Raw genomic sequence first — 14,118 nt, 5'->3', positions numbered from 1 at the left:
CGATCAGGGCCAGGCTGGCGACAACATCGGTGCTCTGGTTCGCGGCGTTACCCGCGACGGCGTCGAGCGTGGTCAGATCCTGTGCAAGCCGGGTTCGGTCAAGCCGCACAAGAAGTTCATGGCAGAAGCCTACATCCTGACGAAGGAAGAAGGCGGCCGTCATACGCCGTTCTTCACGAACTACCGTCCGCAGTTCTACTTCCGTACGACTGACGTGACCGGTATCGTTTCGCTTCCTGAAGGCACGGAAATGGTTATGCCTGGCGACAACGTCACCGTTGAAGTCGAGCTGATCGTTCCGATCGCGATGGAAGAAAAGCTGCGCTTCGCTATCCGCGAAGGCGGCCGTACCGTCGGCGCCGGCATCGTGGCCTCGATCGTCGAGTAATTTCGCGACGTTAAAATTCAGACCGGCGGCGGTGTTACAGACACCGCCGCCGGGCTTTTGGTAAAAAAGCCTGGCGGCGTTGCATTTTTAGTGCTTGAAAAATTCTGTGAAAGCGCGTAAACGCGCACTCACACTCACCCGCTGGATTCGCAAGCAATTGCGGAGCGCGGTGTTTTAGCAATACAGACTACTGAAATGATTGGGTGCTACGCGCATCCCTCTCGATTTTTGAAAATCTGCGGCGCCACGATCAATAGAAGTTCATGTGTTTCCGCGTGCGGAAACGAATAACAAAGAACAAGGACAAGACGAATGAACGGCCAGAATATCCGTATCCGCCTCAAGGCGTTCGATCACCGGATCCTCGATGCCTCTACCCGTGAAATCGTGTCGACCGCAAAGCGCACCGGCGCCAGCGTTCGCGGCCCGGTTCCGCTCCCCACCCGCATCGAAAAGTTTACCGTCAACCGCTCTCCTCACGTTGATAAGAAGAGCCGTGAACAGTTCGAAATGCGGACGCACAAGCGTCTTCTCGATATCGTTAACCCCACTCCGCAGACTGTCGATGCTCTGATGAAGCTCGACCTTGCTGCAGGCGTTGACGTGGAAATCAAGCTCTAAGACTGGCCTGACCTCATCCAAGTGAGGGCCATATAACAAGGAAGGTACGTGGAGAAATCCAACGACTTCCAATCCGGAGACCGGAAACATCGTGAGATGTCGAAGGGCACTCCTTAACAAAGGCCAAAAAGGGTTCTCCCTTCATGGCTCGCAAGAGGATGAACCAATGCGTTCAGGTGTGATTGCACAGAAAGTGGGTATGACACGCGTCTACAACGACGCCGGTGAACATATTCCCGTAACAGTATTGCGGATGGATAACGTACAAGTCGTTTCCCAGCGCACGGAAGACAAGAATGGCTACACCGCAGTTCAGCTCGGTGCCGGCCAGTCCAAGGTCAAAAACACGACGAAGGCACTTCGCGGTCACTTTGCCGCTGCCAATGTCGAACCGAAAGCAAAGCTCGTCGAGTTCCGGGTTTCCCCCGAGAACCTGATCGATATCGGTGCAACACTGACCGCAACTCATTTTCAGGCCGGCCAGCTGGTCGACGTGACAGGTACAACGATCGGTAAAGGTTTTGCCGGTGCTATGAAGCGTCACAACTTCGGTGGTGGCCGCGCTTCGCACGGTAACTCCGTATCGCACCGTGCGCACGGTTCGACTGGTAACAACCAGGATCCGGGCCGCGTGTGGAAGGGTAAGCGCATGGCTGGTCATATGGGCCAGACACGCGTTACGACCCAGAACCTCGAAGTCGTTTCGACCGATGAAGACCGTGGCCTGATCCTCGTCAAGGGTGCAGTTCCCGGTTCCAAGGGCGCCTGGATCATCGTCCGCGACGCCGTCAAGTCGGCCGCGAAGTAAGGGAGCCTTATCATGGAATTGAACGTCAAGACCCTCGAGGGAAAAGACGCCGGCAAGGTTTCTCTGTCGGACGAGATTTTCGGCCTCGATCCCCGCCAGGACATCCTGGCCCGTATGGTTCGCTGGCAGCTTGCAAAGAAGCAGCAGGGAACCCACAAAACCAAGACCCGTGCGGAAGTTTCCCGTACCGGTGCGAAGATGTACAAGCAGAAGGGTACGGGCCGCGCTCGTCACCATTCGGCTCGCGCACCGCAGTTCCGCGGCGGCGGCAAGGCCCACGGCCCGGTCGTTCGCAGCCATGCACACGACCTTCCCAAGAAGGTTCGCGCGCTTGCTCTGCGTCACGCCCTGTCTGCAAAGCTGAAGGCTGAAGACCTGATCATCATCGATCAGCTCGTCGCGTCCGAAGCAAAGACCAAGGCTCTGCTGGGCAGCTTCGCTTCGCTTGGCCTGACCAACGCTCTCGTTATCGGTGGCGCCGAACTTGATGGCAACTTCAAGCTCGCAGCCCAGAACATCCCGAATGTGGACGTTCTGCCGGTACAGGGCATCAATGTTTACGACATCCTGCGTCGTGGCAAGCTGGTGCTTTCCAAGGCTGCTGTAGAGGCTCTGGAGGAGCGGTTCAAATGACGGATCTTCGCCACTACGATGTGATCGTATCTCCTTCGATCACGGAAAAGTCGACGCTGGTATCCGAACAGAACCAGGTCGTATTCAACGTCGCCAAAAGCGCTTCCAAGCCTGAAATCAAGGCTGCCGTGGAAGCTCTCTTCGGTGTCAAAGTCACGGCTGTGAACACGCTTATCCGCAAGGGTAAGACCCGTCGTTTCCGTGGGTTCGCCGGTAAGCTGAAAGACGTCAAGAAAGCCGTCGTTACGCTCGCCGAAGGTCAATCCATCGACGTGTCCACCGGACTCTAAAGGTTAGGCCCAAGCGGGCAAAGACCCAAAAGGGAACAAGAATATGGCATTGAAAAGTTTCAATCCGACCACGCCGAGCCAGCGTCAGCTGGTTATCGTGGACCGCGCTTCGCTCTACAAGGGCAAGCCGGTAAAGGCCCTCACCCAGGGCCTCAGCTCCAAGGGTGGCCGTAACAACCAGGGCCGGATCACCGTCCGGTTCCAGGGTGGCGGTCACAAGCGGACCTATCGTCTGGTGGACTTCAAGCGTCGCAAGTTCGACGTGGAAGGCACCGTTGAGCGTCTGGAATACGACCCCAACCGCACCGCGTTCATCGCGCTGGTTACGTATACCGACGGCGAACAGGCTTACATTCTCGCGCCACAGCGTCTCGCTGCCGGTGACAAGGTGATCGCCTCCGACAAGGCAGTGGACGTGAAGCCCGGCAACACTATGCCGCTTCAGAACATTCCGGTCGGTTCGATCATCCACAACGTCGAGATGAAGCCGGGTAAGGGTGGTCAGATCGCCCGCTCCGCCGGTACGTATGTCCAGCTCGTCGGCCGCGATGCCGGTATGGCTATCCTGCGTCTCAACTCGGGCGAACAGCGTCTGGTGCACGGCTCCTGCCTGGCATCGATCGGCGCTGTTTCGAACTCCGATCACGGCAACACCAACGACGGCAAGGCCGGTCGTTCGCGTTGGCGTGGCAAGCGTCCGCACGTTCGCGGCGTCGTCATGAACCCGGTCGACCACCCGCACGGTGGTGGTGAAGGTCGCACGTCGGGTGGTCGCCACCCGGTTACTCCGTGGGGCAAGCCCACGAAGGGCAAGCGCACCCGTTCGAACAAGTCGACCGACAAGTTCATCATGCGTTCGCGCCATCAGCGCAAGAAGTAAGAGGAGAAGTCTCAAGTGGCTCGTTCAGTTTGGAAAGGTCCGTTTGTTGACGGCTATCTTCTCACTAAAGCTGAGAAGGTGCGCGAAAGCGGACGCAATGAAGTAATCAAGATCTGGAGCCGTCGCTCCACGATCCTGCCGCAGTTCGTCGGTCTGACGTTTGGCGTGTACAACGGCAGCAAGCATGTGCCCGTCTCGGTCAACGAAGACATGGTCGGACACAAGTTCGGTGAATTCTCTCCCACCCGTACCTATTACGGTCACGGCGCGGACAAGAAGGCAAAGAGGAAGTAATCATGGCGAAGGCTAAGACCGAACGCCGGCTGAAGGACAATGAGGCTCAGGCCATTGCCCGCACGCTCCGCGTCAGCCCCCAGAAACTGAACCTGGTTGCCGCTCTTATCCGTGGCAAGAAGGTTGATCGCGCTCTCGCCGAGCTCGAATTCTCCCGCAAGCGCATCGCAGGGACCGTCAAGAAGACGCTCGAATCTGCGATTGCCAATGCGGAAAACAACCATGACCTCGACGTCGACGCTCTCGTCGTCGCCGAGGCCTATGTTGGCAAGTCCATCACCATGAAGCGTTTCCACGCTCGTGGCCGTGGTCGTGCATCCCGCATTGAAAAGCCGTTCTCTCACCTCACGATCGTCGTTCGTGAAGTTGAGGAAAAAGGGGAGGCCGCATAATGGGTCAGAAAATCAATCCAATCGGCTTCCGCCTCGGCATCAACCGTACCTGGGACAGCCGCTGGTACGCTGACACCGCCGAATACGGCAAGCTTCTGCATGAGGACCTTAAGATCCGGGCTTACCTGATCAAGGAACTCAAGCAGGCCGGTATCGCCAAGGTGGTTATCGAGCGTCCGCACAAGAAGTGCCGCGTTACGATCCACTCGGCTCGTCCGGGTCTGATCATCGGCAAGAAGGGCGCGGACATCGAGAAGCTTCGCAAGAAGCTTTCCGAGATGACCAACTCTGAAACGCACCTCAACATCGTTGAAGTGCGCAAGCCGGAAATCGACGCGACTCTCGTCGCTCAGTCGATCGCCCAGCAGCTCGAGCGTCGCGTGGCTTTCCGCCGTGCGATGAAGCGCGCTGTTCAATCCGCAATGCGTCTTGGCGCCGAAGGCATCAAGATCACCTGCGGCGGCCGTCTCGGTGGCGCTGAAATCGCTCGTACCGAATGGTACCGCGAAGGCCGCGTTCCGCTGCACACGCTGCGTGCGGACATCGATTACGGTACGGCTGAAGCCGTAACCGCATTCGGCATCTGCGGCATCAAGGTCTGGATCTTCAAGGGCGAAATCCTTGAGCACGATCCGATGGCTTCTGAACGTCGTGGTCTCGAAGGCGATGCTCAAGGCCCTGCAAGCCGTGAGCGTGGCGATCGTCCCGATCGTCGTCGCGAAAACGCTTGATTGACGCTGGCGAAAGATAAGCTCGGAGAAGTAAGAAAATGTTGCAGCCAAAGCGTACTAAGTACCGTAAGCAGTTCAAGGGACGCATCAAGGGCGTCGCCAAGGGCGGCTTTGACCTGGCATTCGGTGAATTCGGCTTGAAGTCGCAGGAACCGAACCGCGTGAATGCACGCGAGATCGAAGCGGCCCGCCGCGCGATCACGCGTTACATGAAGCGCGCAGGTCGTGTGTGGATCCGCGTATTCCCTGACGTTCCGGTAACGGCCAAGCCGACCGAAGTTCGTATGGGTAAGGGCAAGGGTTCGGTCGAATACTGGGCATGCAAGGTCAAGCCCGGTCGTATGATGTTCGAGATCGACGGTGTTACCGAGGAGATCGCCCGCGAGGCGCTTCGTCTCGGCGCTGCCAAGCTCTCGGTCAAGACGCGCTTCGTACAGCGCATCGCAGAGTAAGGAGCAAGGCACATGAAAGCCGATGAAGTTCGCGGCCTCAGCGCCGACCAGCTCAAGGACAAACTCGCCGATCTGAAGAAGGAGCAGTTCAACCTGCGCTTCCAGAAGGCGACTGGCCAGCTGGAGAAGTCCTCGCGCATCAACGAAGTCCGCAAGGACATCGCCCGCGTTAAAACCATTGCCCGCCAGAAGGCGGCAGAAGCCAAGGCCTAAGGAAAAATAATATGCCGAAACGCATTCTGCAGGGCGTCGTAGTGTCCGACAAGAACGAGAAGACTGTTGTGGTCCGGGTTGAGCGCCGATTCGCTCACCCGCTCATGCAAAAGACCGTTCGCCGTTCGAAGAAGTACAAGGCACACGACGAGAACAATCAGTATAAGGTCGGCGATGTCGTTTCCATCGAGGAATGCGCACCGATCTCCAAGGACAAGCGCTGGACGGTCGTTTCCGCCCACGCTTAATTTCATCAGAATCGCGCCGGGTCTCTTGTACTTGGCGCGAAATCCTGTATGAAGCACCGCAAGGACGCTCGTGAATCGAGCGTCTTTTGCTTTGATGCGCACGGAAGGTCCCTAGGGAAACCACCCTGTCACGACATTTCCGCGCAAAAGAAGAGACATTCATAAGCTGGGGCAGGGGGCTCGCTCGGGAGAGTTTGCCCAACCGTTCCGGTAACAACAAGAAGGCGACCTGACATGATTCAGATGCAAACAAACCTCGACGTGGCGGATAATTCCGGCGCACGTCGTGTCATGTGCATCAAGGTGCTGGGCGGCTCGAAGCGCAAATATGCTTCTGTTGGCGACATTATTGTCGTTTCCATCAAGGAAGCTATTCCGCGCGGCCGCGTCAAAAAGGGCGATGTGATGAAGGCGGTTGTCGTTCGCACCGCCAAGGACATCCGTCGCGCTGACGGCAGCGTCATCCGTTTCGATAACAACGCAGCCGTTCTTATCGACAATAAGAAAGAGCCCATCGGCACCCGTATCTTCGGACCGGTTCCGCGCGAACTTCGCGCCAAGAACCACATGAAGATCATCTCGCTGGCTCCGGAAGTACTGTAAGGAGCGTATGCGATGCAGAAAATTCGTAAAGGCGACAACGTTGTCGTATTGACCGGTAAGGACAAGGGCCGTACCGGCGAAGTAATCCAGGTGATGCCGAAAGAAGACCGTGCCGTTGTGCGTGGCGTGAACATGGTGAAGCGTCACCAGCGCCAGACCCAGGCTCAGGAAGCTGGCATCATCAACAAGGAAGCGTCCTTGCACATCTCCAACATTGCCATCGTCGATAAGGATGGCAAGCCGACCCGCGTTGGCTTCACTGTTGTAGACGGCAAGAAGGTCCGCGTGGCCAAGCGTTCGGGAGAAGTGATCGATGGCTGATAAGTACGAGCCGCGTCTCAAGACGGAGTACGTTTCCCGTATCCGTGGCGCCATGCAGGAGAAGTTCTCCTACGCGAACGTGATGATGATCCCGAAGCTTGAAAAGATCGTGATCAACATGGGCGTTGGCGAAGCGACGGCTGACTCCAAAAAGCCGACCATCGCTGCCGGTGACCTGGCTGCAATTGCCGGCCAGAAGCCGGTCGTTACCCGCGCTCGCAACTCGATCGCTGGTTTCAAGGTTCGCGAAGGCATGCCGATCGGTGCGAAGGTTACCCTTCGTGGCGCACGCATGTACGAATTCCTTGATCGCCTGGTCAACATCGCGCTGCCGCGCGTTCGCGACTTCCGGGGTCTGAACCCGAAGAGCTTTGACGGCCGTGGCAACTTCGCCATGGGCATCAAGGAACACATTGTGTTCCCTGAGATCAACTACGATAAGGTTGATCAGATGTGGGGCATGGACATCATCGTTTGCACGACGGCGACGTCGGACGACGAAGCTCGGGCTCTGCTTACAGAGTTCAACTTCCCGTTCCGTACCTAACCGTAACGACGAGCGTAGAAAAGGAACTCCGATATGGCGAAAACAAGCGCAGTTGAAAAGAACAAGCGCCGCCGCAACTCGGTCGCCCAGCAGGCCACCAAGCGCGCTGCACTGAAGGCGATCGTGATGAACCAGTCCCTTCCGATCGAAGACCGGTTCAAGGCCACTCTGAAGCTCGCTTCGCTGCCGCGTGACGGCTCGAAGACGCGTATCCGCAACCGCTGCGAAGTAACGGGCCGTCCGCGCGCGTTCTATCGCAAGCTCAAGATGTCGCGTATCGCGCTTCGTGAGCTGGGCAATTCCGGCAAGGTGCCGGGCATTGTCAAGTCGAGCTGGTAAGGAGACGGGCACATGACCATGACTGATCCTTTGGGTGATATGCTCACCCGCATCCGCAATGGTGCTGCTCGCCGTAAGTCTTCGGTAAGCACGCCTGCTTCCAGCCTCCGTGCACGCGTTCTCGACGTGCTGCAGGCTGAAGGCTACATTCGCGGTTATTCCAAGAGCGATTTCGAAAACGGCAAGGCCGAATTCACGATCGAGCTGAAGTACTACGAAGGCGCGTCCGTGATCCGTGAGATCGGCCGCGTTTCCAAGCCGGGCCGCCGAGTTTATGTCTCGGTTAAGTCCATTCCGCAGGTCGCGAACGGCCTCGGCATCACTATCCTTTCGACCCCGAAGGGCGTGATGGCCGATCACCAAGCTCGCGAACAGAACGTTGGTGGCGAGGTTCTTTGCTCGGTCTTCTAAGACCCGAGCACGGATCTCCATAACGAACAGACAGGATTGAACAATGTCTCGTATCGGTAAAAAGCCCGTTCAGGTTCCAGCAGGTGTTACGGCCAATGTCGACGGCCAGAAGGTCACTGCTACGGGCCCGAAGGGTGAACTGTTTTTCGTCGCTAATGACGATATTCAGCTGAAACTCGAAGATAATGGCGTTTCCGTAACGCCGGCCAATAACTCCAAGGATGCTCGTTCCAAGTGGGGCATGTCCCGCACGATGATCGAGAACATCTTCAAGGGTGTTAAGGACGGCTACGAACGCAAGCTCGAAATCAACGGCGTCGGTTACCGTGCCGCCCTGCAGGGCAAGAACCTGCAGCTGGCTCTCGGTTTCAGCCACGATGTTGTTTACGAGCCTCCGGTCGGCATCACCATTGCCGTGCCGAAGCCGACGGAAATCATCGTTTCCGGTATCAACAAGCAGCAGGTCGGTCAGGTAGCCGCGGAAATCCGCGAATACCGTGGTCCCGAGCCCTATAAGGGCAAGGGCGTGAAGTACGCTGAAGAGCGTATTGTCCGCAAAGAAGGCAAGAAGAAGTAAGGATCACGCGAAATGGCTAGCAGGAAAGAAGCACTTGCACGTCGCGCGAGCCGTGTGCGCCGCCAGATCAAGGCGGTTGCCAACGGCCGTCCGCGCCTGTCGGTTCATCGCTCGTCGAAGAACATCTACGCCCAGATCATCGATGACGTTGCTGGTAAGACGCTTGCGTCTGCCTCCACGCTCGAAGCCGATCTGCGCGGCTCGCTCAAGACCGGCGCCGACGTTGCAGCAGCAGCTGTCGTAGGCAAGCTCGTTGCCGAGCGTGGCGTCAAGGCTGGCGTCAAGGATGTCGTATTCGACCGTGGCGCGTTCATCTATCATGGCCGTATCAAGGCTGTGGCAGAAGCTGCCCGCGAAGGCGGTCTGAACTTCTAATGTTTTATCCGCCCGGACAATGATCCGGGCGGATTTTCACCGGGCCATGCGGGTCTCTTCATCGAGGCCGGTGGTCTTTTCGTTTGCCGTTCCACCCGTAAAAGAAAAAGGACAAGGACAATGGCACAGGAAAAAAGAGGTTCTCGCGACGATCGCCAGAACCGTGAAGAGCGCGATAGCGAATTCGTCGACAAGCTGGTCGCGATCAACCGCGTTGCAAAGGTTGTTAAGGGTGGCCGTCGCTTCGGCTTCGCCGCTCTCGTCGTCGTCGGCGACCAGAAGGGCCGCGTTGGCTTCGGTCACGGCAAGGCTCGCGAAGTTCCGGAAGCCATCCGTAAGGCAACCGAGAGCGCAAAGCGCGATCTGATCTTCGTTCCGCTGCGCGATGGCCGCACGCTGCATCACGACGTCAATGGCCGTCACGGCGCAGGCAAGGTTCTGCTGCGTTCGGCCAAGGCCGGTACCGGTATCATCGCCGGTGGTCCGATGCGCGCTGTTTTCGAAACGCTGGGCGTTCACGACGTTGTTGCCAAGTCGACCGGTTCCTCGAACCCGTACAACATGGTTCGCGCAACGTTCGACGCTCTGAAGCATCAGGTTCATCCCAAGGACATCGCTGCACAGCGCGGTCTGAAGTATGCGACCCTTCAGTCTCGCCGTGCCGCTTCCGGCAACGCTTCTGAAGAATAAGGAGCTGGATCATGGCCAAGAAGACTACTGAAGCCAAGAAGACTGTCACGGTCGAACAGATCGGCAGCCCCATCCGCCGCCCGGCAATCCAGCGTCAGACGCTGGTCGGTCTGGGTCTCAACAAGATGCACCGTCAGCGCACCCTGGAAGATACTCCTGCGGTTCGCGGCATGATCCGTGCGGTCCAGCATCTCGTTCGCGTCGTTGACGAGAAGTGAGACGGAGTAACCTATCATGAAACTCAATGAAATCAGAGACAACGAAGGCTCCTCCAAGGACCGTACCCGCGTAGGTCGCGGTATCGGTTCTGGCAAGGGCAAGACCGGTGGTCGCGGTGTGAAGGGTCAGAAGGCTCGTTCCGGCGTCGCCATCAACGGTTTTGAAGGCGGTCAGATGCCCATCTACCGTCGTCTGCCGAAGCGCGGTTTCAACAACATCTTCGCTTCCGAATTTGCTGTTGTATCGCTCGGCCGCATTCAGACCGCCATCGACGCCAAGAAGCTCGACGCTTCCGCAACGATCGACGCTGCCGCCCTCAAGGCTGCCGGCGTGATCCGTCGCACCAAGGACGGCGTTCGCATTCTGGCTGACGGCGAACTGACGACCAAGGTCGCTTTTGAAGTTGCCGGCGCTTCCAAGCCTGCACTCGAAAAGATTGAGAAGGCTGGCGCCTCGATCAAGCTTCTCGCAGTTGCAGCAGAAGCCTCCGAGTAATATATAGACTTCAGACGCCCGGAGCAGGTCGCTCCGGGCGTTTGCGCTCCCTGGCTTGTGGTGCTCCGATCTAAATCGATTTATGGAGGCATCATGGCAAACTCTTCGCGGTACAGCTGTTATGCGTGCCGCTTGCGGCATAAAGTGCCGCAGGGAGAGCCTCACAGTTCTTGAACTTCCGTAGGGGAGGGGATAGGACATAAAAAAACAGGGTGAGGCATGATGGCGGCGTAATGCCGTGTTCGTCCGAAGCCCGTTTTTGAACCGGTATTTTTAGACCTTTCCGCATTGGCCGGTTTCGCTGGCCGGCAAGGGTCATTCGGAGAAATTTATGGCTTCAGCAGCGGAACAACTGGCTTCGAACCTGAATTTTTCGACCTTCGCTAAGGCGGAGGATCTGAAAAAGCGTCTCTGGTTTACTCTTGCCGCACTTCTCGTCTACCGTCTCGGCACCCATATTCCGCTTCCGGGTCTGAACCCAGAAGCCTATGCGCAGGCCTTCCAGGGCCAGGCCAACGGTATTCTCGGTCTTTTCAACATGTTTGCGGGTGGCGCAGTCGAGCGTATGGCGATTTTCGCCCTCGGCATCATGCCTTACATCTCCGCTTCGATCATCGTGCAGCTCATGACCTCGGTCGTGCCCTCGCTCGAAGCGTTGAAGAAGGAAGGCGAAGCCGGTCGCAAGATCATCAACCAGTACACGCGTTACGGCACGGTGCTGCTGGGTACACTGCAGGCCTACGGCATCGCCGTCGGCCTTGAAAGCGGCAACGGCCTTGTGGTCGATCCCGGCCTGTTCTTCCGTATCTCCACCGTCATCACGCTGCTCGGCGGCACGATGTTCCTGATGTGGCTCGGCGAGCAGATCACCTCGCGCGGTATCGGCAACGGTATTTCGCTCATCATCTTCGCGGGCATTGCCGCAGGCCTGCCCAAGGCGCTGGCCGGCACGCTGGAACTCGGCCGTACCGGTGCGCTGTCGACGACGCTCATCCTCATGGTCGTCATCGTGGCGATCGGTGTCATCGCGCTGATCGTTTTCGTGGAACGCGCCCAGCGCCGTCTGCTGATACAATATCCGAAACGCCAGGTCGGCAACCGGATGTTCCAGGGCGATACTTCGCATCTGCCGCTGAAGCTCAACACGGCCGGTGTCATTCCCGCGATCTTTGCATCCTCGCTGCTGCTTCTGCCCGCGACGGCTGCCGGTTTTGCTGGAAACACCAATCTGCCGCCATGGGCGACGGCCATCATCGCGTCGCTGCAGCACGGGCAGCCGCTGTTCATGGCTCTCTACGGCCTGCTGATTGCATTCTTCGCGTTTTTCTACACGGCTATCGTCTTCAATCCGAAGGACACGGCCGATAACCTCAAGAAGCACGGCGGCTTCATTCCGGGCATTCGTCCGGGCGAGCGCACCGCGGAGTACATCGATTACGTCCTGACCCGCATCACCGTGGTCGGCGCGATTTATCTGGTCTTCGTGTGTATCCTTCCTGAGACACTTATCGCACGTACGGGCATTCCGTTAGCCCTTGGTGGTACTTCGCTTTTGATCGTTGTCAGTGTAACTCTGGACACGGTTGCGCAGATTCAGGGTCACCTGATCGCGCAGCAGTATGAAGGGCTGATCAAGAAGTCGAAGTTGCGTGGAGGAAAGAGGGGACGATGAGACTGATATTTTTGGGTCCGCCGGGTGCGGGCAAGGGAACCCAGGCCAAACGCCTGACTGACAAGTATGGGATCCCGCAGCTTTCCACCGGTGACATGCTTCGCGCTGCTGTCAGCGCGGGCACCGAAATCGGCAAGCGCGCCAAGGCCGTCATGGACGCCGGCGGGCTGGTTTCCGACGATATCGTCAATCAGATCGTTTCCGAACGCATCGAAGCGCCGGACTGTGCCAAGGGCTTTATTCTCGACGGCTATCCGCGCACCGTTCCGCAGGCCAAGGCGCTTGCCGAGAACATGCGCAAGAAGAATCTTGCCCTTGATGCCGTCATTGAACTGAAGGTGGACGAAGAAGCGTTGATTCGCCGAATCGAAAACCGCGTCGCGGAGACCATCGCCGCCGGCGGTACGGTTCGGTCGGACGACAATCCGGAAGCTTTCCGCAAGCGGCTGACGGAATATCGCGAGAAAACCGCGCCGCTGTCGAGCTACTACAGCGAGCAGGGCGAGCTTGTGACGCTTGATGGAATGGCGGATGTCGATGCCGTCACCGAGGCTATTGAAGGCGTTCTCGAGAAAGCCTCGGCCTGAGGACCGGAGCGGGGTGGCGAGAGCTTTGAACAGCTTTCTGCTGATATTCCGTTCTCCCGGGTTAACAGATCCACTGGATCGCAAAAGAATCTTGGCGGAGCCGGTTGCTTTTTTGCGCTGATTCCGTTAAACACCGCGCCAACTCGCGACATCCCAAGCGACTGGCGCGGATTTCCCTGAGGGAAGGGAGATCCGGGTTCAGTCGTTTTGACTTGTCACGGACATCAATTTTGAACTGGCGGTTTCGTGCCGCTCAAATGGAATCACCACTTGCCGGATGGCAACTGGAACCAAGGAGAAAAGACGTGGCACGTATCGCTGGCGTCAACATCCCGACTGCGAAGCGCGTTGTTATTGCGCTGACCTATATTCACGGGATTGGTCCGAAATTCGCGCAGGAAATCATGACCAAGGTCGGTATTCCGGCTGAAAAGCGCGTTCATCAGCTGACGGATGCTGAAGTTCTTCAGATCCGCGAAGCCATCGACCGCGACTATCAGGTCGAAGGCGATCTTCGTCGTGATACTTCGATGAACATCAAGCGTTTGATGGACCTCGGCTGCTACCGCGGCCTGCGTCACCGTCGTGGCCTTCCGGTCCGCGGTCAGCGCACGCACACCAACGCCCGCACCCGTAAGGGTCCGGCGAAGGCTATCGCTGGTAAGAAGAAGTAATTTTCCGGTTCTCCGGAAAAGAGAGGCTGGTGCGGTCTGCGCCAGCCTTTCTGAGTTTGGCGTAAAGCTCGGATACGGGTTTGTCGCCGGTGTAGCCGCTGGTGTTACGGCGGTGAAGAGATCAATGAAAGGTATAATATGGCCAAGGAAGCCGCACGCGTTCGCCGTCGCGAACGTAAAAATATCACGTCGGGCGTCGCGCACGTCAACTCGACCTTCAACAACACGATGATCACCATCACCGACGCACAGGGCAATGCTATCGCCTGGTCGTCCGCTGGTGCCAAGGGCTTCAAGGGTTCGCGTAAGTCGACCCCGTTTGCTGCCCAGATCGCTGCTGAAGATTGCGCGAAGAAGGCTCAGGAACACGGCATGAAGTCGCTTGAAGTTGAAGTTTGCGGTCCGGGCTCCGGTCGTGAATCGGCACTTCGCGCCCTGCAGGCTGCCGGTTTCATGATCACTTCCATTCGCGACGTGACGCCGATCCCGCACAATGGTTGCCGTCCGCGCAAGAAGCGCCGCGTCTGACGCGACCGTGGTTCGGAAATTCCGCCTTTCCTCAGGTCTGGCGGAATTTTCGTGTATCTGGCGTGTGCGCGTCGATTTCGATCGACGGACTTGCGCTCAAGAACCCACCGATGAACCGCTGAATTAGGTT

At 57.7% G+C, this 14,118-nt stretch carries 26 protein-coding genes; all 26 read left to right on the top strand.

Features of this window, described 5'->3' with window-relative positions; all coding sequences use genetic code 11:
- A partial coding sequence (locus RS75_RS22755; protein ID WP_045024703.1) for an EF-Tu C-terminal domain-related protein occupies positions 1-388 on the top strand: 388 nt, incomplete at its 5' end.
- A 312-nt stretch (positions 389-700) separates the two neighbouring features.
- Positions 701-1,009: a 30S ribosomal protein S10 gene (rpsJ, locus tag RS75_RS22750; RefSeq protein ID WP_045024701.1), complete on the top strand. Its 309-nt coding sequence runs from the start codon at positions 701-703 to the stop codon at positions 1,007-1,009.
- 166 nt (positions 1,010-1,175) lie between these two features.
- A complete protein-coding gene (rplC, locus tag RS75_RS22745) occupies positions 1,176-1,817 on the top strand; it encodes a 50S ribosomal protein L3 (protein WP_003516149.1) in 642 nt (213 codons plus the stop codon).
- A 12-nt stretch (positions 1,818-1,829) separates the two neighbouring features.
- On the top strand, positions 1,830-2,450 hold the full coding sequence (gene rplD / locus RS75_RS22740) for a 50S ribosomal protein L4 (RefSeq protein WP_045024699.1): 621 nt from the start codon (positions 1,830-1,832) through the stop codon (positions 2,448-2,450).
- Positions 2,447-2,740, top strand: a complete 294-nt coding sequence (locus tag RS75_RS22735; RefSeq protein ID WP_003495178.1) for a 50S ribosomal protein L23 — start codon at positions 2,447-2,449, stop codon at positions 2,738-2,740. The genes rplD and RS75_RS22735 overlap by 4 nt, the downstream gene beginning before the upstream one ends.
- A 43-nt stretch (positions 2,741-2,783) precedes the next feature.
- The gene (rplB, locus tag RS75_RS22730) at positions 2,784-3,620 is read left to right on the top strand and encodes a 50S ribosomal protein L2 (RefSeq protein WP_045024697.1); all 837 of its coding nucleotides are present in this window, start codon (positions 2,784-2,786) and stop codon (positions 3,618-3,620) included.
- A 15-nt stretch (positions 3,621-3,635) separates the two neighbouring features.
- Positions 3,636-3,914 carry a 30S ribosomal protein S19 gene (rpsS, locus tag RS75_RS22725; RefSeq protein WP_003507772.1) on the top strand — a complete coding sequence of 93 codons (279 nt, stop codon included), beginning with the start codon at positions 3,636-3,638 and terminating at the stop codon, positions 3,912-3,914.
- 2 nt (positions 3,915-3,916) lie between these two features.
- Positions 3,917-4,306: a 50S ribosomal protein L22 gene (gene rplV, locus RS75_RS22720; RefSeq protein ID WP_003495184.1), complete on the top strand. Its 390-nt coding sequence runs from the start codon at positions 3,917-3,919 to the stop codon at positions 4,304-4,306.
- Positions 4,306-5,037, top strand: a complete 732-nt coding sequence (gene rpsC, locus RS75_RS22715; protein WP_045024695.1) for a 30S ribosomal protein S3 — start codon at positions 4,306-4,308, stop codon at positions 5,035-5,037. The genes rplV and rpsC overlap by 1 nt, the downstream gene beginning before the upstream one ends.
- Positions 5,038-5,075: 38 nt before the next feature.
- Positions 5,076-5,489 carry a 50S ribosomal protein L16 gene (gene rplP, locus RS75_RS22710; RefSeq protein ID WP_006313973.1) on the top strand — a complete coding sequence of 138 codons (414 nt, stop codon included), beginning with the start codon at positions 5,076-5,078 and terminating at the stop codon, positions 5,487-5,489.
- Positions 5,490-5,501: 12 nt separating this feature from the next.
- Positions 5,502-5,702: a 50S ribosomal protein L29 gene (gene rpmC, locus RS75_RS22705; RefSeq protein ID WP_003495193.1), complete on the top strand. Its 201-nt coding sequence runs from the start codon at positions 5,502-5,504 to the stop codon at positions 5,700-5,702.
- Between the two features lie 11 nt (positions 5,703-5,713).
- Positions 5,714-5,950 (top strand): 30S ribosomal protein S17, encoded by a 237-nt coding sequence (gene rpsQ / locus RS75_RS22700; RefSeq protein ID WP_045024693.1) that lies wholly within the window; start codon positions 5,714-5,716, stop codon positions 5,948-5,950.
- A 234-nt stretch (positions 5,951-6,184) separates the two neighbouring features.
- Positions 6,185-6,553, top strand: a complete 369-nt coding sequence (gene rplN / locus RS75_RS22695) for a 50S ribosomal protein L14 (protein WP_003495199.1) — start codon at positions 6,185-6,187, stop codon at positions 6,551-6,553.
- A 12-nt stretch (positions 6,554-6,565) separates the two neighbouring features.
- Positions 6,566-6,874: a 50S ribosomal protein L24 gene (rplX, locus tag RS75_RS22690; RefSeq protein WP_045017086.1), complete on the top strand. Its 309-nt coding sequence runs from the start codon at positions 6,566-6,568 to the stop codon at positions 6,872-6,874.
- The gene (rplE, locus tag RS75_RS22685; protein ID WP_045024692.1) at positions 6,867-7,421 is read left to right on the top strand and encodes a 50S ribosomal protein L5; all 555 of its coding nucleotides are present in this window, start codon (positions 6,867-6,869) and stop codon (positions 7,419-7,421) included. The genes rplX and rplE overlap by 8 nt, the downstream gene beginning before the upstream one ends.
- Positions 7,422-7,454: 33 nt before the next feature.
- Entirely contained in the window at positions 7,455-7,760 is a 306-nt protein-coding gene (gene rpsN, locus RS75_RS22680) for a 30S ribosomal protein S14 (RefSeq protein ID WP_045024691.1), read from the top strand.
- A 12-nt stretch (positions 7,761-7,772) separates the two neighbouring features.
- The gene (rpsH, locus tag RS75_RS22675; protein ID WP_045024690.1) at positions 7,773-8,171 is read left to right on the top strand and encodes a 30S ribosomal protein S8; all 399 of its coding nucleotides are present in this window, start codon (positions 7,773-7,775) and stop codon (positions 8,169-8,171) included.
- 43 nt (positions 8,172-8,214) lie between these two features.
- Positions 8,215-8,748, top strand: a complete 534-nt coding sequence (rplF, locus tag RS75_RS22670) for a 50S ribosomal protein L6 (RefSeq protein WP_045024689.1) — start codon at positions 8,215-8,217, stop codon at positions 8,746-8,748.
- A gap of 12 nt (positions 8,749-8,760) precedes the next feature.
- Positions 8,761-9,123, top strand: coding sequence for a 50S ribosomal protein L18 (gene rplR / locus RS75_RS22665; protein ID WP_003516127.1), 363 nt, complete (start codon positions 8,761-8,763; stop codon positions 9,121-9,123).
- Positions 9,124-9,243: 120 nt separating this feature from the next.
- Positions 9,244-9,813, top strand: coding sequence for a 30S ribosomal protein S5 (rpsE, locus tag RS75_RS22660; RefSeq protein ID WP_003516126.1), 570 nt, complete (start codon positions 9,244-9,246; stop codon positions 9,811-9,813).
- Positions 9,814-9,824: 11 nt separating this feature from the next.
- Positions 9,825-10,031: a 50S ribosomal protein L30 gene (rpmD, locus tag RS75_RS22655; protein ID WP_003495212.1), complete on the top strand. Its 207-nt coding sequence runs from the start codon at positions 9,825-9,827 to the stop codon at positions 10,029-10,031.
- 16 nt (positions 10,032-10,047) lie between these two features.
- Positions 10,048-10,527 (top strand): 50S ribosomal protein L15, encoded by a 480-nt coding sequence (gene rplO, locus RS75_RS22650; protein WP_045024688.1) that lies wholly within the window; start codon positions 10,048-10,050, stop codon positions 10,525-10,527.
- Positions 10,528-10,858: 331 nt separating this feature from the next.
- Positions 10,859-12,199: a preprotein translocase subunit SecY gene (secY, locus tag RS75_RS22645; protein WP_045024687.1), complete on the top strand. Its 1,341-nt coding sequence runs from the start codon at positions 10,859-10,861 to the stop codon at positions 12,197-12,199.
- Complete coding sequence (locus RS75_RS22640) at positions 12,196-12,786, top strand: adenylate kinase (RefSeq protein ID WP_045024685.1); 591 nt, start codon at positions 12,196-12,198, stop codon at positions 12,784-12,786. The genes secY and RS75_RS22640 overlap by 4 nt, the downstream gene beginning before the upstream one ends.
- A gap of 305 nt (positions 12,787-13,091) precedes the next feature.
- The gene (gene rpsM / locus RS75_RS22635) at positions 13,092-13,460 is read left to right on the top strand and encodes a 30S ribosomal protein S13 (RefSeq protein WP_045024684.1); all 369 of its coding nucleotides are present in this window, start codon (positions 13,092-13,094) and stop codon (positions 13,458-13,460) included.
- Between the two features lie 138 nt (positions 13,461-13,598).
- On the top strand, positions 13,599-13,988 hold the full coding sequence (rpsK, locus tag RS75_RS22630; protein WP_003495225.1) for a 30S ribosomal protein S11: 390 nt from the start codon (positions 13,599-13,601) through the stop codon (positions 13,986-13,988).
- Positions 13,989-14,118: the final 130 nt, after the last annotated feature.

This window comes from Rhizobium nepotum 39/7 (assembly GCF_000949865.1).
GTDB lineage: Bacteria > Pseudomonadota > Alphaproteobacteria > Rhizobiales > Rhizobiaceae > Agrobacterium > Agrobacterium nepotum.
This window is presented reverse-complemented; position numbering and strand designations above follow the sequence as displayed.